This is a genomic window from Bacteroides faecichinchillae JCM 17102, assembly GCF_000614145.1.
GTDB classification, from domain to species: domain Bacteria; phylum Bacteroidota; class Bacteroidia; order Bacteroidales; family Bacteroidaceae; genus Bacteroides; species Bacteroides faecichinchillae.
Genome location: NZ_BAKK01000012.1, coordinates 13,451 through 34,362 on the forward strand (window position 1 = coordinate 13,451; position 20,912 = coordinate 34,362).

Consider the following 20,912-nt stretch of genomic DNA (forward strand, 5'->3'; position numbering starts at 1 on the left):
AAATATATAATCTCTTAAAAGAAATGGACTTGGTTTTATGATCAAGTCCATTTCTTTTAAGAGATATAAAAACAACTTTATACCATCTCTGAATCCATCAAATAAGGATGAGTAAACCAGAAACGAGAACCTTTTCCTAACTCAGAATCGACCCCAATTCTTCCGCCTAATTGCTCCACAATACTTTGGCAAATAGAAAGTCCCAGTCCTGTACCATGTACAAAAGAATCTAGTTTCACAAAACGCTCGAAGACAGCATTCTGATGTTGCTTATCAATCCCTACACCTGTATCTTTTACATAAAACTCCAGTTCATTTCCCTTTAATTCATAACCAACACAAATACTTCCCTCTGAAGTAAATTTAATTGCATTGTTCACAAAATTAGAGATAACCTGATGCAAACGATTTCGATCACTAATGATATGATAATGCGGAAGGTTTGAATCAAAAATCAGTTGAACATCCCCTTTCACCTTCATTTGCATAGAAAGGACAATATCTTCACACATCATATTTACATCCACATCAGTATTAGTAAAATCAAAAGTACCTGCTTCAATCTTTGATAAATCAAGTATGTCAGAAATCAATTGAAGAAGCAGATCATTATTCTCACGAACTATCTTTATATATTCTTTTCTTTCATCCAAATCTTCCGCATCAACTAACAAATCAGAAAAGCCTACGATAGCATTCAACGGAGTACGAATTTCATGACTCATATTAGCAAGAAAAGCACTTTTCAGCCGATCCATAGTCTCGGCCTTGTCACGAGCCTGAATCAATTCTTTTTCCGTTTCTTTCAATTCAGTGATATCATAGTTAATACCTATAATTTCTATTTCATTTTCTTCCGGTTTATAAGTTGTTACCACTACATTCATTCGCACCCAATTCCATTTATCTTTTGTTCCGGGACGACGAACCCGCATTTCTTCTTTAAAATTCTTTGCAGTGCCCTTTTTCACCTCTTCATAAAAGTCAAGAATACGCTTACGATCTTCCGGATGCATTTTATTATAAACACCAACAACCTCACTCAATGGTATATCATCATCCTCACCCATATTTTTATACCATTGTTTGATAGCATACCCTTTCCTATCAATGAGATTTAATTTTGCATACCCCACTTTAGCATAGTCAGAAATCAGCAAAAAGAAATTTTCAAAATCACGGATACGTTTCATAGCATCCATACGTTCAGTATTATCGATACTAATCAAAATATATCCATTAAAATTCCCATCATTATCATATATCTTACTAACTTTCGTATACAAATCAATGACATTAAAACGTTCTGTATGATAATATTCACCCACTTGATCGAAAGAGTAATTCAGACGAAACTCAACCAAATCTTCATTTCGCACTCGCTCACGAATATCCTGAGGAACATTAGGATTGTCAAAGAAGTTCACCCCCAAAGCATCTGTCTTATCATTTAGTCCAAATATTTCCACATCCTTATTATTCATATCAAGCAGGTTTCCATCTTTGTCATAAATTTCTACACCTGCCGGAATATTAGCAAAAATATTCTTGAAAAGTTTCTCACTACGGTCTAATGCCCGGTTAGCTTTCACAGCCTCTGTAGAATCAAGAAACAACCCTACCAGCTCATTTTTCTCAGGAGAATAAACGATCCAATGCGTATAAATTCCGGTTCTTGGAAAATATTCATCAAATTCTTTATGTGTTTTTGATTCCAAAATCTTCAATAAGTCATCCAATTTTTGACTATGATTAGCATATATTTCCGAAGCCTGTAATCCTATATATTTCTCACTGGAAATACCAAATATCTTAGAACTGATTTCATTAGCATCCGTTATTCGATAATCGCAAGGCACATCATTTTCGTCACAAATGATAGATAATCTCACATAACCCATCGGCATATATGAAAACAAATTACGCAAGAAAGATTGTTCACGTGTAATATTATCCTTTGCTTTTCGCAATTCCATACATATACTAACGATATTAGCCAAAGAAGCAAACCATTGATAATCTTCATTACTCCATTCTCTATATGATCCAACAAGATCAATTCCCAGATATCCCCAAATATGATCACTTGCCATCAAAGGAGTAATCATCAACGAACAAATCCCCTGTTTGGTAAGAATATTATATTCATCTACAGCCTCTTCCGGTAATTGCCGCAAAGAATTCAAAATAATCGGTTTACCTGACAGTATCTGTTCAGTCCACCATTTAGTTTGATTACTAGGAATTGATTTTAAATATTCCTTTTCCGGAGATATACCCTCAGATACGACTTCGTATGTGCAACTATGATGACTATTTGTGTCATCGTATTCAAAGATATACACACGTCCACCTCTATAAATCTCCAATATATCGGTCAGAATCTTCATAATACAAGATTCCACTTCTTCATCCTGAAGGAAACATAATAAAGATCGGGAAATAGAATTCTGTTGACGTATCAAATTATTAACACGACATAAAGTTCCTTTTTTATCTATACTTTCCAGTGATTCAACCCGTTGAATCACACCAAAAGATTTATCACCTCCATTCGTACCGGTACCTTTCTCACGTTCTGCCAAACGTGTATGTAGCCAAACTTCACCATACTTAGAATAAATGGGAAATGTCTGCTCATAGAAATTCTTATGAATAGACTTATTCGCCTGAAACTCACGAATCACTTGTTCGCGGTAATCTTCACGAATCATTTTCTGGAAATCCTGAAAAGAAATAGTATCTCCTTCTAAATCTAAAAGATCACAGAGAAAATCAGAACATAAATAGTGCCCTGCTACAAAATCTGCTTCCCACCATCCAATTTGGGCCAAGGAAGACATTTTACGATATCGTTCGTTGCTTGTTTGCATACCTTCATTTAATTAACCAGAAAGTTAGCAAATGTACATAAAATATTTTAATCCAGATGCTATTCTTTTAGAAAACAAAGGTTTCTCTTTTTTAATTAAAAAATGGCAGAAACTATATTAACGACTTCTGCCATTCCATTTAAAAAATTCTTATAGCCTAATATATTCCTAATGATTTTAAGATCAATGAACTAAAATTGGAAAAGTATAACTTGTCCAGTCAAACACAGAAATAGCGGCACCTGTACAAGAATTATTTGCAGCTATATTAGCAGTTCCATTAAGTACTTTATCGTGAACTGTAAAAGTTGAAGCAAGAGTATAAGTGATAGATGATGTCACATTTCCATCCCCTTTACTATCGGTCATATCAATCAAATCTTGTGTTCCTCCTGTACCGGCAATCAATACATTTGAAATAGTAGCTTTTGCACCACGCCGAATTTTGATAACATCTACCATACGATCTACTTTATTTTGCGTATCAGCAGCATTATTTACGATTGTCATATTCTCAACTATAAAATTTGCTTGTCTCAAATGGTCTTCTCCATCACCATCTAGGTTACCATCAGCTTCAATTCCACGCGGATCATCTTCCGTACTGGTATACTGGTTCTCCCAAATTCCATAACAATTGCTCAACTTACCACTATATCCTTGTGTAAAGTCAAACATATCATCATCAGGATTCACAGCTAAGAGGTTAGTGATATCTACTGTACCACCGAAAAATTCGACAGCATCATCCGCACTTTCCAGAATATAAATATTATCAATCTTTGTTCCGTTACCGACACCATTCAAGGTCAGTCCATTATGCTCGATATTCTCAGTAGAACGTGCACCGGCATAGCAAATCTTCACATAGGTCAATGAACCGGAATTGTCATTGGTAATACTACCACCATACTTATAGTCATTATTAATCTCAGTTAATCCCAAGTCACTTGCATTCTGGCTGATACCGGAAATCGGTGCTTTACCATTAATAATTACTCCTCCCCAATAACCGGAAGATGGCTGAACAGCATCTGCGGTAAAAGTGATTGGCTTTTCCTTTGTACCATTAGCGTAGATTCTACCACCTTGTGTAACCAATAGATAATTACCAAAACCTTGTTTGGCTTTAATTGTCGTACCTGCTGGAATGGTTAATACTCCTCCATCTGCAATAATCAAAGATCCGTCTAGATAATACTCTTTCGCCTCCAAGATTTCATTCTCTGTCAATGTTCCTCTTAATGTATTACCATTGACAACAATTGAATTTTCCGGTTTATCACCATTGTTATCATCACTCCCACAAGAAGTCAATACTAATGTCGTTGCTGCAACAGCAACTACCATAAAATTAAAAAACAGTCTTTTCATTTCCTTTAATATTAGTTATTATTGATACTGCTTAGAAGATATACGAAACTCCTAAGCTAATATTTATTCCTTTTTTGTAGTTACCTAATACAACCTTATCTCCGCCTTCATTTGCCTTACGAACTAATTTATGAGCAGGATTCAATAAGTTTCGGGCTTTTAGATTAAGTGAGACATGTTTATTCAGTCTTGCCTGCGATACAAAATCAAGTGTAACTAAGCTATTCTCCATAATATCCTGAAAACCTTGAGTACCTATAGTATATACTTTCTCGCCAATATAATTTAGGATCAATGTATTTACAAGACTAAAATCACCCTTTGCATAATTATAAGATAAATCGAAGTTAGCAATCCAAGGAGCAGCACCTTCTAACTGAGAACCAGTTGTAACTGTTGCCAAAGGCATTTTAGCATTCGTATGTATATAGGAACTATTTAGTCCAAGAGAAAGGCGATTGGCTCCATCACCATTCACCCCAATCGAATGCGTAAAAATATTCTTACGTACCTCTATTTCTGCTCCTGCTACAGTTGCGTGATCTGCAATATTTTCATACGAAAGGTATCCACCGGCACTTGCCACCTCAATTCTGGAAATAGGATTCTTAATGTATTTATAAAAAGCAGTTAATGAAATTAGTTCCGTCGGTGTAGGATTAAAATCCCATTTCAAATCTACATTGTAATTATTCGAAGGTTTTAGTTTCGTATTTCCCTGACTACTAAAATTAACTCCTACATAACGATAAGGTGAAATTTCTTTAGATTGTGGTAAAGTATATGTCTTACTTGCTCCCAGACGCAAAGAGTTCTTTGCATTCAGGTTATATTTCAAATTCAAGCTTGGTAGGAAGTAGTTCTTCTCAATCTTATTGGAACCTTTCGAACCACCTTTATTCACATCATAATCTACCTGTATATCAATATTATCATATTTCACTCCTACATTAGCAATCCAACGAGAAGAAAACTGATAAGTAAACTCTGTATATAGTGAATGAATATACTTCTTCACATCGTATATATCAATATTCTTCTGTAATCCAAACCTTCCATTCAAAAAATTCTCCTGTGTATAATAATCATCCAATACTATTTCTGTCAACGAGCTGAAATGACCAGAGGAATATGTTGGCATATTATATTCTGTCGATTCAAAATTATCATCTACTATTCGTCCAATATATCCTAAACGGATACTAGAGATTTCTTCAATATTATCTCTCAAACGATATACAAAACCTGTTTTTATATTTAGATCCCCTTCATTCAAGGAAGAAAAATATCGTTGTTGTGAATTTCCACGAAGTAATGAGTAACCATCTGACGACTTAGTTATATTGTTGATTCGACGATCTGGTTCATTGCCGTTTACGAGGTTATAAGAAATGCCTGCATCAAGACTTAATTCTTTTGTCACCCCCCAGTTAGTCATCAATTGATTGACAAGTAACCAATTATCATTTGTTTGTTGGCGACGGGTAAAGCGACATTACCTTGATCATCGTCAAATATCGAGTTTTTACCGTCATAATCACCAACGGATTGCGTATTAGCATGTATCATCATAAAATTATAACTCAAATGATGACGATTTCGTATATCATAATCCACATTAGCTAATGCTAACTGATTAATATTTTCAACATACTTTTTACCAACCATATCTTTATAAATAGTACCGCTAGTGGTCGTATTACGTATACTTTCTTCTTTAAACTGGTAATCAATGGTATGTCCAGCAGTCACAAAAAAGGAAAAAGGGTTCTTATCTTTTCCTATATAAAAACGTTTTCCACCTGAAACACTATAACTTCGGTTTATCTGAAGGTTTTGTTTTGAAGGATCCAGCTTGTTCTTAAACTCCCAACTAGTTTCATTAGCTGGCTGTTTATCGTCAGCTAATCCCATAAAATTAACTCCATTGAGTTTAAGAAAATCGGCTGATACTGTTTGTGTATTTATACCGCCTGAAATACCGACACCTATATTCTTATTACCAATCAATTCTTTGGATACGATATCAATGGTTGCTCCACTGACATCACTGCTGCCTCCAGCACTAAAAACTTTATTGACACCTACAGACTGAATGATATCCGTACCAAAGAAATCAAGAGAAATGTTCTTATATTCGGGGTCTTCGGATGGGACTGCAAATCCATTGAAAGTAGTCGAATTATAACGATCACCTAGCCCACGCACGAAAACATTCTTCACTCCTTCTTGTTTGGATATTCCCGAAACTTTTGTTACGGCTCCTTCCGCATCTGAAACTCCTTTACGTGAAAGTTCTTTTACTCCGACAGACTGTACGGCAATAACAGCTTTTTGTTGTTCAAGTAACAACATATTTTCATTTTCACGATTTTTTTTAGCAACGACCACAACATCAGAGAGTTCAAGTGCATCTGTTTCCAATTCCAAGTTCAGGATTACTAATTTCCCATTCTCCACATGTACCTTGCGACATATTTCAGTCTTGTATCCCACATATTTGATTTCAACATCATACATACCTTCCAGAACTCCCATTCCATTCAGTTCAAAATTTCCTTCTGTGTCGGTAACAGTACCTGCATGAGTACCTACTAAGCGTATGGTCGCTCCAATCAGAGGCTCTTTAGAAAGTTTGTCTTTTACGACACCTTTAATTTTGATATTTGCAGCCAAAGCAGGAAGTGCACATAATATGCAAAAGAAGGCTACAACGGAAAGTCTAATAAGAAATAGTTTTTTCATCGAACTTTGCTATATGTTTTAATTACGGCAGCAAAGATATAGGGGTAGCGTTACAAAAATAATACAAACTAAATACAATAAATTGAAATAGCAGTTTCAAGTCTGTTACATATTTGCAATAAGACCAGAAACTGCTATTATATTATACATTAACTATAATACGAATATAAAATTAAAGTTTTTTTATTTCTAATTCTTTACTCTTAATTCCCGTAAATCTTCTCCGGAAGGATTCTGGAAGACGCGTAATCCAAATTCCGGAATAATAGCCAATACATGATCGAACACATCAGCTTGTACTTCCTCATAAGGAACCCAGTCTTTAATGGCAGAAAAGAAATAAAGTTCCAACGGAATTCCAGTTTCAGTGGGTTGCAATTGACGAACCATGCAAGTCAGTTCCTGATTAATAGTAGGCAAACTTTTCAGATAACTATTCAAGTAAGCACGAAATACGCCCAGATTTGTTTGACGACGGCCATTTACCAATATAGAATTATCGATATGATGTTCCTTATTATATAGCTCAACCACTTTTTCTGTATTGTCAATATAATCTTTCAATAGTTGAATTTTCCGATATTTAGCCAACATCTCCGGCGTACAAAAACGTACACTACTCATATCTATATTAATAGATCGTTTCACACGTCGTCCACCGGATTCACGCATTCCTTGCCAGTTTTGGAAAGAATCACTCACTAACAAATAAGGAGGAATTGTTGTAATGGTATTATCCCAGTTACGGACTTTCACAGTATTCAATGTGACCTCAATCACCGTACCATCCGCACCATATTTCGGCATGGAAATCCAATCTCCTACCTTCAGCATATTGTTGGCAGAAAGCTGAATACCTGAGACAAATCCCAGAATCGTATCTCTGAAGACTAACATTAATATAGCAGCAGAAGCTCCTAAACCGGTCAGTAATACCGTTGGGCTTTTATTAATCAGAATACTTACGATAACGATAGCTCCAATAAAGAAGATCGTCACTTGAGCCGTTTGCAATAATCCTTTTAATGGTCGATCCTTAAACTGTTCCCGTTCACTGTACACATGATAAATAGCTGCCAAGAACACACTGATAAAACGAAGAAAGACGGCAATAATATAGATCAGGCAGATACGGCGAAGAAAATCAAGTAGTCCCGATTGTGCATGTTCCGGGAATGCTATGGGAATGGCTATATAAATAAGTATAGGTGCCACCATACGGCTAATGTGTATCATCACCTTATGGTCAAAAACTACGTCATCCCAAGTCGCCTTAGTTCGCTTCACCAATTTTGCAACCGCCCGCAAAATAATATGGCGGCAGATCACATTGGATAACAAGGCAACACCGATAATAAGTATCAATACAATCCAATTGTCTGCCTTGTTCGCCCAGGTAGCATCTACTCCCATAGATACCAGACTATGATTCACTTCCTGCATCACTGCATTGGTGGTCTCGTGCACTGCTCCGGTCTTTGTAACTACAGTCAATGTATCTACTATCACTTCTTTCATATATTACTGACACCTTCTTTTGATAAATAATCCTGAATATCCTGCCTCAACCATTTATAATGGAGAAGTCTCTTATATGCAACGTTCTTTTTCAACATTATCTCTACGCTGATCTGACTGTTCTGATAACAGGTCAGTTCATTTCTGAATTGTTCATTATGCTCTGCCAAACGTTTGATTTCCTGTTCCCGTTCCCGGCGTAACACAGTGCAAACAGGAATCAACAATTTCATTACCACATTGTCCATCACATGATGTCCTTGCATATATAAATAGGTTGTTTCCGGAAGTAGCCCTAAATCTTTCAGTTCAGTCCGCAGCCCGTTCACATCATTGATATAATAAGAAAAACGTTTTTTCAACTCAAAAAGTTTCTGATCTACCCTACGCTGCAAGGCATCCAAGCTATGTTCAGGATGCTTAAGGCTAATTTCATGCAAAGCTGTACAAGAGTGAAAGTCATACATTGGAAATGTATACGTATCCCGCTGACGGTAGAACCATACATTCCACAAGAAAAGCGGATACACTATTTCGGAATAACGTTTCAGATAAGCATTAAAATCCAGAATAAACCGATCGTTCAATGTTGATTGTACACATACTTCATGGAGACTTTCTGCAAAGCAATGATAGTTCTCAATAGCATATGTATATGTTTGAAAAATATATTTGTTCCGATTAATTTTGCGAGAGGTGTTGGTTGCTCCTTGCAACAAGAAATCATAATCACTATCTACACAGGCAATCAGACTTTTTCCCAGCTCTGCTGTGTTCAGCGTATTCATAAGCACCATTTTCTTTCCTTTTGCCAATGAGGTCGCTGATGGTAGCATTACTTGAAAATAATGTTCGTCATCTTCAAACTCCTCCAAAAGAGTACGCCAGAAAGCAATATCATCATAACTTTCGACATAGGCAATAATGCGGCGGCGAGCCTTTTTCGAATAAAGTTTGTGTGCGGCACTGAAATAAGAAGAAGTCAGAGAATCTACAAGCCGGGCAGGACGTGCCGGTTTGTTTCCCTCCGTTCTCACTCCTTCTTTCCGGAAAGGAGATGGAGCGGAATCATATTTACGGTTCGTGTTACTTTTTACGGTATTGTTATTCATAATCTATACGTGTTCTATTCAGAAGAGATTATTTTATCCCTTTTCCTTATGTAAAGGTGACATCGGAACTGACAGTTCAGCGATGTCACTTACTTCCGTTACAGCATCCAACCATCCTTCCATCACAACAGCAGGTGAATGAGTTGTCAGAATAATCTGCACATTAGGATTCAGTTCACGAATCATTGAAATTAATTTTTGTTGCCACTCAATATGTAACGAGGCTTCCGGTTCATCCATAAACAGTACACAGTGACTACCATTTTGCACAAGTACTGTCAATAAGATTACCAACATCTGCTTTTCTCCAGAAGAGAGTTTATAAGGAAATAATAATTCTCCATCCTGATAAAAAGCGATATCATTCCGTTTACGATCTATCTTTTTACGGGTGTAACTGAAAAGGTCATCAATCATATCCTGGAAACGGCGTTTTGCAACAGATAAAGTGGCTGCCTTCCGGCGTTGTTCTTCATTTTCACTGGAGAGGAGTTCAATCATTTTATTACCTATATTGACTTGGTAATCAAGATAACGGCGCTGTAATAAATAAAGTTGCCAATCCAATTCGGATTTCACATTCTTATCTGCCATTCGTGCAGTAAAATCTCCCATTATGAGCGGGCGGTCGTAACTGCGGATTACATCATAAGGGATATATGTTGCTTCTGGATTATCAAAAAACAGATGTACTCCGTTCTTTCCGTCACTTTTTATCTCTCCGGAAAGCTGATCCAGATAATCTACTGAACGATTGAGAATCGTCGTCTTCCCTACTCCGTTGATACCGGAGAGGATGTTCACATCGGGTCGCAGATCCCAGGCTATATCAAATCTATCCCAAAGACCTTGTATTTCTATACGACGGATATAATTGGCTTGTTGTTCCATAATATTCCACTTTAATCAAGGCAAATATAAACAAATCAAACGATAAATTGGTTACCTTTGTAGTAGTTTTCAATAAAGGTAACAATTAGAAGTTATGATCAATAGCAAGAACCTGCAAGGACACCTTTTCGCACTCACGGCAAACGTTATGTGGGGATTGATGTCTCCTATCGGTAAATCAGCTCTACAGGAGTTTTCGCCCATTTCTGTAACTACTTTCCGTATGGTTGGTGCAGCAGTTGCATTCTGGATACTTTCTATATTTTGTAAGCAGGAACACGTGAGTCATCGTGACATGCTGAAAATATTCTTTGCTTCTTTATTCGCTTTGGTGTTCAACCAGGGAGTATTTATTTTCGGGCTTTCGCTAACATCACCTATCGATGCTTCTATTGTTACTACTACTTTGCCGATCGTTACTATGATTGTAGCTGCTATTTATCTGAAAGAACCAATCACCAATAAGAAAGTTCTGGGAATTTTCGTGGGAGCAATGGGAGCACTTATTCTTATAATGAGCAGTCAGGCTGCAAGTAATGGTGGAGGAAGTATTATTGGTGATTTGCTTTGCTTGGTTGCACAGATCAGTTTCTCTATTTATCTGACTGTATTTAAAGGATTGAGTCAGCAATATTCGGCTGTGACAATTAACAAATGGATGTTCATCTATGCTTCTATATGTTACATTCCTTTTTCATACTATGATATTTCTACGATCCAATGGGCTACTATTTCTACTATTGCCATCCTGCAAGTGCTCTATGTGGTATTGGGGGGTAGTTTCCTTGCTTATCTCTGCATTATGACTGCTCAAAAGTTACTCCGTCCTACAGTAGTGAGTATGTATAATTATATGCAACCGATTGTGGCCACTATCGCTGCAATTATTATGGGAATTGGAAGTTTCGGATGGCAGAAAGGGATTGCAATAGCACTTGTGTTCTTAGGAGTATATATTGTAACACAGAGCAAGTCAAGGGCAGATTTCGAAAAAGCAGGAAAAGAATTGTAAAGTTTACAATTCTCAGCTCTCTCTATAAGTTTTTTCCATAAAAAATCCGTCACCATCACTAATTGATCTTAACTATCTAAATATTAATGATTAGCAACGTGACGGAAAGTGTGATGGCAGTGTGACGAAAAAAATATCCGTCACACTCTGTATTGTCAATCTATATAGCTAAAATCTGTTTCATAGAGTGAAACTATTCGTTTCTCGGTGTGAAACTTTTAGTTTCAAATAGAGAAACCAATAGTTTCAAACGCATGAAACACTTTTTTATTCTTTATCTCTGGTTATACTATCAATACGATACTCTTGTCCTTTCTTAACCACTTTAATTTTTAAAGTTTTATTCTCCGCAAAACTTACTTGATAGGTATCTTCATTTATTGGAGTAATCTTAATAGAAGGACGTGACAAATTATCAAAATCGAAATCAAGAATCAATAAATCATATCCATGCCCATTATCTTCCAGAAACTTTTTCTTCTCAACCTCATCAAACTGTTTCAAAGCATTTGGTGTAAGGTATTCAGTACGTAAAGATGCAAGTTGGCTTGTCAATCCCTCCGGCATACTACAATATTTCAATGTGTAGGCATCATAAAAAGTTTTCAGGAATGAGAGAGGCTCAGATGTATTAATTGCCGGTATCACCGGATTGTCACATAATAAACTGTCTCCATAAAGACTACCATTCCATATCGGAGTGATATAATCAATCATATATTGTCCATCAATTTTAGCCACTCTCAAAGGAATATTTTGCATGCTTTCAAATTCACTGCCTTTCCCCCACGTATAGCTAACCATATACCAATTACCATTCAAATGTTTTACGGTTAACGTCTCAAGGACATCGTCACTAACATCTTGCGCACGTATAATTGGATCACAACCTGTTGCTGTCCTTACCCTATCAAGTTTCTCAATAAGTCCTTTGGTCAATTTAATATTAACTGATTCCAATGATCTAGAAGGATATTCAGCCAGACACACCTTGTAAAATTCCTTAATTAAATTAATTGCATCCTTTTCAACAATAGTATCTGTCGGCACCATGCTTATCCACACTGTATCTTCCTGATTATCCGCAGATCTCGTAGATATATTCTTTTTCTGATTGCCACAAGAAAAGAAAAGAATGGTACATAGTACTAATGCCAGATTGACAAATTTTAATTTCATAACCATAATATTAAGAGTTAATGATTACTCTCTCTGAAAGTATCTCGATCGCTTTTTATTTCTTCAATTCTGCAAAATATGTATCCAACAAACTTTTAGCTGCTACAAATGAAGTCAAACTACCACCTAGCACTTGTTGTTCTCTTTCCTGAAGCATCGTTTCAATCTTCGAATTATGATAGAACTGTCACGTAGTTGTTCATTGATACTTTCATACATCCAATACTTACTCTGTTCATTACGACGATATTCAAAATAACCATTGTCTTTTACAAAGGCGATGTATTGATCAATCATGTCCCAGATTTCCTTTATACCTATATTATAGAATCCGGAATAAGTCATTACTTGTGGAGTCCATCCGGAATCAGGAGCAGGGAAAAGATGTAAGGCATTACGGAATTGAGTGGCAGCCAATTTTGCTCTCTCAAGGTTATCACCATCCGCCTTATTAATAACAATACCATCCGCCATCTCCATTATACCGCGTTTGATACCTTGTAGTTCATCTCCTGTACCAGCCAACTGGATTAACAAAAAGAAATCCACCATTGAGTGAACAGCAGTTTCACTTTGTCCCACTCCAACTGTTTCTACGAAAATCTTATCAAATCCGGCAGCTTCGCAAAGAATAATCGTCTCACGAGTTTTACGTGCAACTCCTCCCAAAGAACCAGCCGATGGACTAGGACGAATAAAAGATTTAGGATGCACAGAAAGTTGTTCCATACGAGTCTTATCACCCAGAATACTACCTTTACTACGCTCACTACTCGGGTCGATAGCCAAAACAGCTAGCTTTCCTCCTTTTTCTAATACATGTAATCCGAATACATCAATCGAAGTACTTTTACCTGCTCCAGGGACGCCACTGATACCTACACGAATAGAATTTCCAGAATAAGGTAAACACTTTTCAATTACTTCCTGTGCAACCGCCTGATGTTCAGGCTTCACACTTTCTACCAATGTCACAGCCTGACTCAGAATAGTGACATCGCCTTTTACGATTCCTTCTACAAACTCTGCTACCGAAAGCTGGCGTTTTTTCGGTTTACGCTTCAAATAGGGATTCACAGATGAAGGTTGTTCGATACCTTTATTGACAACCAATCCTTTATATTCTTCACTATTTTCCGGATGTTCCATAGCAGTGATTATTAACGTTTGATATTTATTTCAACTTTCGGGCGTAATGGATCATTTGTTATCATCAGGATACGCAAATGATGCTTCTTATTACCCACATCCCGTTTATGAATGGTTACTTTCAACTTGGTTGTCGCCCCTGGTTGAACAACCGTCTTTTTCAGGCTTACTCCTACAGAAGAATTGAATACTTGCAATTTGCTGATGACTAACGGAGTTTTTCCGGTATTAGTGATTACAATATTGCGACTTACCTTCTTCTTTTTTAATAACACTTCACTGAGATCAATGTTCGTCTCAGAAAGATGAATAACAGGAGCATTTAATGAATCCTGAGCAGTCATATTAGAAAAGTTAGGAAGTAAAACCGCTGAAACAGGAATTTCATTGTCTTCACTGACTTTATCACCCGCAAAACGAGAAAGATATACAGAAGATTGTGTGAGCCCAAAGTCTTGCAGAAGCTCTGTATCCAGTGTCAATTTAATTATACCTTTCTTACCCTTCAACAAAACATTAGGTTCCTTCTCCATTTTCAGATAAGGTGGTAAGTGCATTAATATCGGCTCATAAGGACGATCCGATAAATTAACAACTCCTATGGTGAGTGTCGGTTTTTCTCCACGATATAAATCTGAGAAAGCTATTTCATCTTTATCAATGCGAATATCCCCGATCTTAAAAGGATGAGTCTTGGTAAAGTCTTTTACTTCTTTTACTACTTCACCTGCAAATTTCAAATAGACTAGATGAGGGTCGGCATTACTATAAATTCCTACCGACTTTTCAAAATGCCCCAATGCCTTTGCATCAAAAGAAGCTTTTACTGTTCCTTTTGCTCCAGGTGCAATGGGTTCTTTTGTCCAATCGGCAACCGAACAAGCGCAAGAGGTAGTGACATTAGTCAGTACCAAAGGCTCATTGCCTGTATTAGTGATGATATATTCTACTGTTACTGGACTCTTCCATTCAATCTGTCCAAAGTTATGAATCTCTTTATTAGAAGAGATACGGGGTTGGGCGATAGCCGCCAATGCAATAGTAAACAAAGAAAATATAGATAGTAAACGACGTTTCATATAATACTTTTTATTTTGATGCACAAATGTAGGGGTTTTAGATGAGATAATGAACGGATTGAAAGGAATATTAACGAGATCATCTGTCCCTTTCAAAGGAGATAATAGCCACATTCTATTCTTGTTTTCCCATAAAACATAAATAAACACAGATATCTGCAAAGTTTTTTGCAGATATCTGTGTTTATTTATACTTCATCTTTCAAAAAGAATTATCTCAAATTGTTTGTTGTTCTTTAGGATAATTTTATTCCACAGTCACCGGCATCGAAACAGAATATGAAGCATACTCCGGTGCATACGCACATTGCAAAGTAGCCAATCCTGTTTCATAGGTCCCTTCACGAGAAACATAGTAACTATACTCCAACATATAGGTTCCTTTACCCAGATGATCAAAAAAGAAGTTGGTAGAAGCATCTTTAACATCGACATAATAACCCAATCCACTATCCCAACGATAACCAGAGGTATTAGCAATCGGTTCGAAACAAGCACCACGCTGATCTTTCAACTGTACAAAATCCATCGAGCGGTCTACACGAATACTCAAACGCGAAACAACCTTATCCCCTACCCGAAGAACTGTCTTTTCAGTGATAGGCTGTAACTGAGCTACATTATTGACCATACGTTCCACATATAATAGTTTCTGTACATTCAATGCTCCCCCCTGCTGTTTTACATCACGAATCGATGATTCATACTCAGCATAAACGGCTCCCCAAGCTATACCCGGATTTTTCTTTTCTACTTTAATGGAACGAGCTTCAACTACATCCTTCTGAGTAAACGAACGTTTCATATATCCTAATCCGGGAACAGTCGTTTTACTCGGAGAGGTTGTTTCCAAAGTTTCGTCAGCTATTGTAATTCGCACATCTCCTTGATTATCGAGAAGAGTACTTCCTCTCATCAATAAAGCATAAATAGCATCGGCACTGGCTAAAGGAGAATTCCATTGCTGGGTTTGTTTTTGTTTCAACAGCCAAAGTTTCATCTCTTCCACGATTGCATCGTTACCACCAACAAGTTCCAATGCTTCCATCACATCGATATGTGTCTGCAATTTCATGTTACCCCAGGTGTAAGGATTCTCATGGAAAGCAAAGAACATTCCCTGTTCATCTGTCTTTGTCAGATGTTCTTTTAGAGAAGCTATAAATTTTTGAGCTTCCTCCGCTCGGCCGGCTTTGGTCAATATGATGGCAGCAATAGCTCTAGCATCCATAGAAGAAGACGAAAGCATTTCACCGACCTTAGACATATAATAATCATAAGCGGCCTTATTATCAGCAGGAACTTCTTCTCCCGTAATAGCAATCAAATACAAATAGTCTAAGATACTTCCTGAAACACCTATAGATTTCATATCCTCTTTTTGAGCCTTGAGATGTTGCTTATACTCTTCCAAAATAGACTGATGGAGATAATTAAAAGCAGTCCGTTGCATTTTCAAAGCAATACCGGCAGGTTTCTCACCAGTCAGCATAGCTAAACGAGCATTCAATCCTAATATAAAGGTAGTAACGAAACGACTAGCACTCATTCCCTTATACCATGGCCAAGCACCATTGGAGTCTTGCAATTTCTGTAACCTTGTCAAAGCAGCAGAGTTATTACTAAGAATATTATTTAAATCGAACAAAGTCGCTATCCGCTCTTTTTGTTGTTCTTCTGTCTGAGCTTCGAGTACCCAGGGAGATTCAGAAAGAAGAATGTCTTTCACTCCCTGATTCTTTTGCAAGTTACTTAAGAAGGATTCTTTGGTCCCTTTCTGCTGTTTCCAACTATCAAATACTGCTTTTATGCGAGGCTGGTTCTTCATGATGTATGCAGCCAATGTATTCGCATAGTATGCAATAGACCAAGAAATAGCATTATCATCCGTTGGAAGTGCCAGTGACGGTAATGCCTGAACAGCACACCAAGACGGATTACCGGTAAATTCAATCGTTAATCTTCGATCGGTAACTGTTTCACTTTGATGATTAAATAAACTATCCAGTGAGAAAGTACGTGTTTCTTCACCACGAACGGGTATTGGAAGAGTCTCAACCAAATGTTCTCTGTCGGTTAATATCGGAAGCAATTGTTGTTCGCCATCACTGAATGTTCCGCTATCTGCCACTATACGACAACCTACTACTTCATACTCACCACTTACAGTAAACAAGAAATTTACCCCAATTGCCTTTCCTGCTTCTATAGCAAAGTCCTGTTTCTGAATATTTATCACTTTATCTGTCATCGGATCAAAAAGAATCATACTTACAGTTCCCGATTGCTTCTTACCTGTCATGTTAGAGAGAGAAGCTGCGATGGAAGTTTTGTCTCCCACACGTACAAAACGAGGAAGATTAGGAGTCAGCATAAACTCTTTGCTCGTAGTAGCTTCGCCATCCAACGTACCTAACATCATATTCTTTGTATGAGAATAACCGCGGAAATTCCAGCGCGTCAAGCTTTCGGGCATTGTGAATGAGAAAGAAATTTCTCCCCGCTCGTTGGTACGTAACTGTGGATAGAAGAACGCAGTTTCGGAAAGGTTGGTACGAACACTGGTCGTGGGTTCAATATATGTTTCTATCACTCCTGGGGAACAACCGGCAAGGGCATCATATGATGCAGACAATTTGAGTTGAGCAACGTCTACATTTGTTATTGCTCCGGTTACAGTTATTTTCTTCCGTGCTGCACTACCTCTAATCTTAAATTCAGTTGAAGAACCTTCAAATGATTCTTCCACAGAAGCAGATGGTTGCACCATAAAGTGATCATATTTCAGCATAGGAGTCTTGAAAAAGCTATTATACCAATAATCAAACCTATTATTTAGTATTTCCCCTCCTCTCCACCTAATAGATGGAATTCTCCGCATATAAGGCAAGAAATACATAGGTTGATTGCTCCATATCTTATCCAAAGAGGCATCATACATGGTTGCCAACATTTCCGCATTAGCTGGTTGTCCTTGCGGAGTCTTAATCGTCAATTTCCACTCTTCTTTCTGACCAGGGCTCAGTTTATCACGAAACACTTCCCATTTCATCGACAACTTCTTCTGAGGTATCCGCTTCTCCAACCGCGCTTGTTCCTGATATATCTTCCCATCTTTTACCATACAGATATTTACAGTAATACCATCTCCATAACTCGTTTGATAAGGATACTCGAAACGGACAATCGAATCGGACAAATTCAGGATTCTGCTCTCCAATGACTCTGTTTCGTTGAATATATTTATCATTACATGAGCATTTTTTTCTGATGTACCGAAATAGAATACTGCCGGATGCATTGCATCAAACTTGACATTACTCTCATAGAACCAAGACGGAGTCTCAACAGGCGGACGTCTATCATCTGCAGAAAAAAGAACAATACCTGTATCTACAGTTACTTCTTTATCCTGACTATCTTTACCCGACATCTTCAACACATACGCCCCAGAAGGAAGATTTCTCCAATCAAACTTCATGGCTTTATTGGATATAAATGTTCCGGTAACAGCCGCCACTTCTTCCAACTCCTTCATCAATTTATCTTTGCTACGGAATAAGCGATAGGTACCTTCCATCTCTATTGGCTGCATATTCAGATTTTGTACCCTGAACATTACCTCTACAGAATCATCCTTACAGGCTCTTTCTTCACATACTGCCTGTAAATTCAGCGAACGATTTCCTGCGGCTATAATGTGAGTAGACATTTGCGTTTCACCCGAAGCATTTGTAACAGTAGTCTCTATTTTATAATGATAATATCTTTTATCATCATTTTCATAACGTTTATTCTCCTCCAAACGTACCGGTATAGTAAATTCTCCCTTATCATTTGCCACTACTTCACCGGAAGCCATTTGTACAACATCCGTAAAATGCCAAAGATTATAATCCAACCGCATTATTTTATATTTAACAGGAAGATTCTGCAACAGAATACCGCTAAAAGCTTGTACCTTTCCTTTCACCAATACTTCATCTCCCAATTGATAACTCCCTTGTTGTTTTTCAAAAGTAATATCAAATGTAGGACGTTTATAATCCTCTACGTGAATATCCACTTCTCCGTTAGGTACTTTCAGTATGAACCTGCCATTCAAACAAATAGAAGGTAGTGTAAAAGTGGTAGTGAATGAACCATATTCATTGGTACGTAATGTTTTCTTTCCCACTTCCTGAGCATTTGCACTGATTAAAGTAATTGTATATTCTTTATTCGAAATCACATGAGCCGAATCCAACTCCTGTTTGTAAGCTATTCCTTTCACATACACCGTTTGTCCGGGACGATACAAAGCTCTGTCTGTTAGTAGAATCACATTTTCTTTGACTTCTTCATTAGTAAAACGGCCGATTCCTCCTGCGGGAATAAACTGTCTCGGCATAGCCTTATCATTACCTTTTATAGCTATCAGTTCCCTATATGCAGATCTCCAAGGGACTACGATCTTTCCATCTTCCCTGTGTTGAAAATCTGTACCTGATTATTACTTGAATAAAATGCAACTCGTGCATTCGAAATAGGATGTCCTGTTTGAGCATCCAAGGTAAGAACTCCTAATTGGTGCTGTGGCAAAGAACAAGTGAGTACTTTGAAACGAGTTACGGCAAACTCTTTTTCACTAATTTTCTCTGTAAAATCATCAGGAACGATTCGCATGGTATACGCTCCCACCTCTTCCGGAGCATGATAGGTAAGAACTGTATCTTTCGACTCATATTCTTTTGAACGGATCAATGAACAGTGTTGTTCCGATACCAAATTCTTTGACTGATAAAGTTGAATAGTAAATCCATCCAAATTATTGTGATTTACTCTTATCTCCATCTTTTCACCAGGAAATGCAGAACGACCAATGTCCACTGTTAATGTGGGGGTTAAAATATTTCTCCGAATATTCTTTAAAACATTGATTCTAAAATAATCGGGATACAGACGAATAGCATCGTCACAAATCTGTAAAGCTGCAACTCGCCGCCCATTCGAAAGAGCATACTCAGCTTTTGCCCGATACACTTCTGCGCATATTTCTAAAGATTTATAATCTTCCAACAGTTTATCTAACTCTGCTACATAAAAATTCTGAGGGAGACTGATCAACGAATCCTTGTCAGACTTTATTTCATCCTGCCACTTCAAACAATTTAAAGAAACTAATACATAACCTTCCTTATCATCTTTCCTTTGATAAGTAGAAAGCATATTATTATAAAGTTCAGCAATATCCGGCTTTACATTTCTACTTCGATCGAAATTAGAATCATTCATTTTCCTTAAGGCTTCAATACTACGGGAAACCAGTAAATGATACATATCATGATGATAATACTCACTCGTTTCGCCCAATTCTACAAAAGGAAGATACGTACGGGAAGATGTTTCTAGTAACAATACAGAATCTGCCACCGCTTCACAGGCATGCATTCGTACTTTATCTACAAATATATTTTCTGTCCACTCCTGTATATCATCAGGAACTTCTTCCAGAATCTCACTACGTCTCCAAAGTGTCCAACTGTTTTTAACTGCATAATTTGCATATATTTCGGCAAGCAATGAATGTAAAATGGCACGATCCATAGGCACCACTGTTTGTTTCACCCATTGTTCCAGTCCCTTTAAGTTTACATAAAAACTATCTGGAGTAATTGTTTCGCGATACTTCATCCGCCATATATAAGCTTTCAGCATTTGAGGAGAATTCTTTTCTTTCACTCCTTTCCGGTAAATCTCGTCTGTTAGCTTTACCACAGTTTCAGGCAAACTGTTCTTCTCCGCTTGATCCACCTGTTTCCATAAATTATTGAAAGATTGTGCTTGTATACCCGGAATATTTGCCAGACATAACAGCATGATTACACCCATCTGTTTTATATTCATAACTTCTTCATTTTTAATCCAATAATCACTTTACCTCAAATAATTATATTCAAAGACTTATACTTTTCAGTCTAAATCATAAATAGTGTGTTAT

8 protein-coding genes and 3 pseudogenes are annotated in these 20,912 nt (G+C 37.2%); 1 reads left to right on the forward strand and 10 read right to left on the reverse strand.

Going from position 1 to position 20,912, the window contains the following annotated elements; translation table 11 throughout:
- Positions 1-77 precede the first annotated feature (77 nt).
- From JCM17102_RS08215 to JCM17102_RS08240, 6 genes and pseudogenes are all read right to left on the reverse strand, one after another.
- Positions 78-2,873 (reverse strand): sensor histidine kinase, encoded by a 2,796-nt coding sequence (locus tag JCM17102_RS08215; protein ID WP_025074758.1) that lies wholly within the window; start codon positions 2,871-2,873, stop codon positions 78-80.
- Between the two features lie 183 nt (positions 2,874-3,056).
- Positions 3,057-4,247, reverse strand: coding sequence for a beta-helix domain-containing protein (locus tag JCM17102_RS08220; RefSeq protein WP_025074759.1), 1,191 nt, complete (start codon positions 4,245-4,247; stop codon positions 3,057-3,059).
- A 31-nt stretch (positions 4,248-4,278) separates the two neighbouring features.
- Positions 4,279-6,992 (reverse strand): annotated as a pseudogene (locus tag JCM17102_RS26750) (TonB-dependent receptor).
- Positions 6,993-7,181: 189 nt separating this feature from the next.
- Complete coding sequence (locus JCM17102_RS08230; RefSeq protein WP_025074760.1) at positions 7,182-8,510, reverse strand: mechanosensitive ion channel family protein; 1,329 nt, start codon at positions 8,508-8,510, stop codon at positions 7,182-7,184.
- Positions 8,507-9,622, reverse strand: a complete 1,116-nt coding sequence (locus JCM17102_RS08235; protein WP_025074761.1) for a DUF4435 domain-containing protein — start codon at positions 9,620-9,622, stop codon at positions 8,507-8,509. The genes JCM17102_RS08230 and JCM17102_RS08235 overlap by 4 nt, the downstream gene beginning before the upstream one ends.
- Positions 9,623-9,655: 33 nt before the next feature.
- Entirely contained in the window at positions 9,656-10,513 is an 858-nt protein-coding gene (locus tag JCM17102_RS08240; RefSeq protein ID WP_025074762.1) for an AAA family ATPase, read from the reverse strand.
- Between the two features lie 94 nt (positions 10,514-10,607).
- Here JCM17102_RS08240 and JCM17102_RS08245 point away from each other — a divergent pair, with 94 nt between their 5' ends.
- Positions 10,608-11,525 (forward strand): DMT family transporter, encoded by a 918-nt coding sequence (locus tag JCM17102_RS08245; protein WP_025074763.1) that lies wholly within the window; start codon positions 10,608-10,610, stop codon positions 11,523-11,525.
- 267 nt (positions 11,526-11,792) lie between these two features.
- Here JCM17102_RS08245 and JCM17102_RS30885 read toward each other — a convergent pair whose 3' ends face one another.
- The 4 genes and pseudogenes from JCM17102_RS30885 to JCM17102_RS26760 all read right to left on the reverse strand — a co-directional run bounded on the left by JCM17102_RS30885 (position 11,793) and on the right by JCM17102_RS26760 (position 20,818).
- Entirely contained in the window at positions 11,793-12,704 is a 912-nt protein-coding gene (locus JCM17102_RS30885) for a hypothetical protein (RefSeq protein ID WP_025074764.1), read from the reverse strand.
- 55 nt (positions 12,705-12,759) lie between these two features.
- Positions 12,760-13,853 (reverse strand): annotated as a pseudogene (gene meaB / locus JCM17102_RS26755) (methylmalonyl Co-A mutase-associated GTPase MeaB).
- Between the two features lie 11 nt (positions 13,854-13,864).
- Positions 13,865-14,932: a DUF1573 domain-containing protein gene (locus JCM17102_RS08260; RefSeq protein WP_025074765.1), complete on the reverse strand. Its 1,068-nt coding sequence runs from the start codon at positions 14,930-14,932 to the stop codon at positions 13,865-13,867.
- 247 nt (positions 14,933-15,179) lie between these two features.
- Positions 15,180-20,818 (reverse strand): annotated as a pseudogene (locus JCM17102_RS26760) (alpha-2-macroglobulin family protein).
- Between the last annotated feature and the right edge of the window lie 94 nt (positions 20,819-20,912).

What these genes read in the sequence shown, in the direction of transcription:
- JCM17102_RS08215 (WP_025074758.1), bottom strand. Translation starts at nt 2,873, where the DNA reads ATGCAAACAAGCAACGAACGATATCGTAAAATGTCTTCCTTGGCCCAA.
- JCM17102_RS08220 (WP_025074759.1), bottom strand. Translation starts at nt 4,247, where the DNA reads ATGAAAAGACTGTTTTTTAATTTTATGGTAGTTGCTGTTGCAGCAACG.
- JCM17102_RS08230 (WP_025074760.1), bottom strand. Translation starts at nt 8,510, where the DNA reads ATGAAAGAAGTGATAGTAGATACATTGACTGTAGTTACAAAGACCGGA.
- JCM17102_RS08235 (WP_025074761.1), bottom strand. Translation starts at nt 9,622, where the DNA reads ATGAATAACAATACCGTAAAAAGTAACACGAACCGTAAATATGATTCC.
- JCM17102_RS08240 (WP_025074762.1), bottom strand. Translation starts at nt 10,513, where the DNA reads ATGGAACAACAAGCCAATTATATCCGTCGTATAGAAATACAAGGTCTT.
- JCM17102_RS08245 (WP_025074763.1), top strand. Translation starts at nt 10,608, where the DNA reads ATGATCAATAGCAAGAACCTGCAAGGACACCTTTTCGCACTCACGGCA.
- JCM17102_RS30885 (WP_025074764.1), bottom strand. Translation starts at nt 12,704, where the DNA reads ATGAAATTAAAATTTGTCAATCTGGCATTAGTACTATGTACCATTCTT.
- JCM17102_RS08260 (WP_025074765.1), bottom strand. Translation starts at nt 14,932, where the DNA reads ATGAAACGTCGTTTACTATCTATATTTTCTTTGTTTACTATTGCATTG.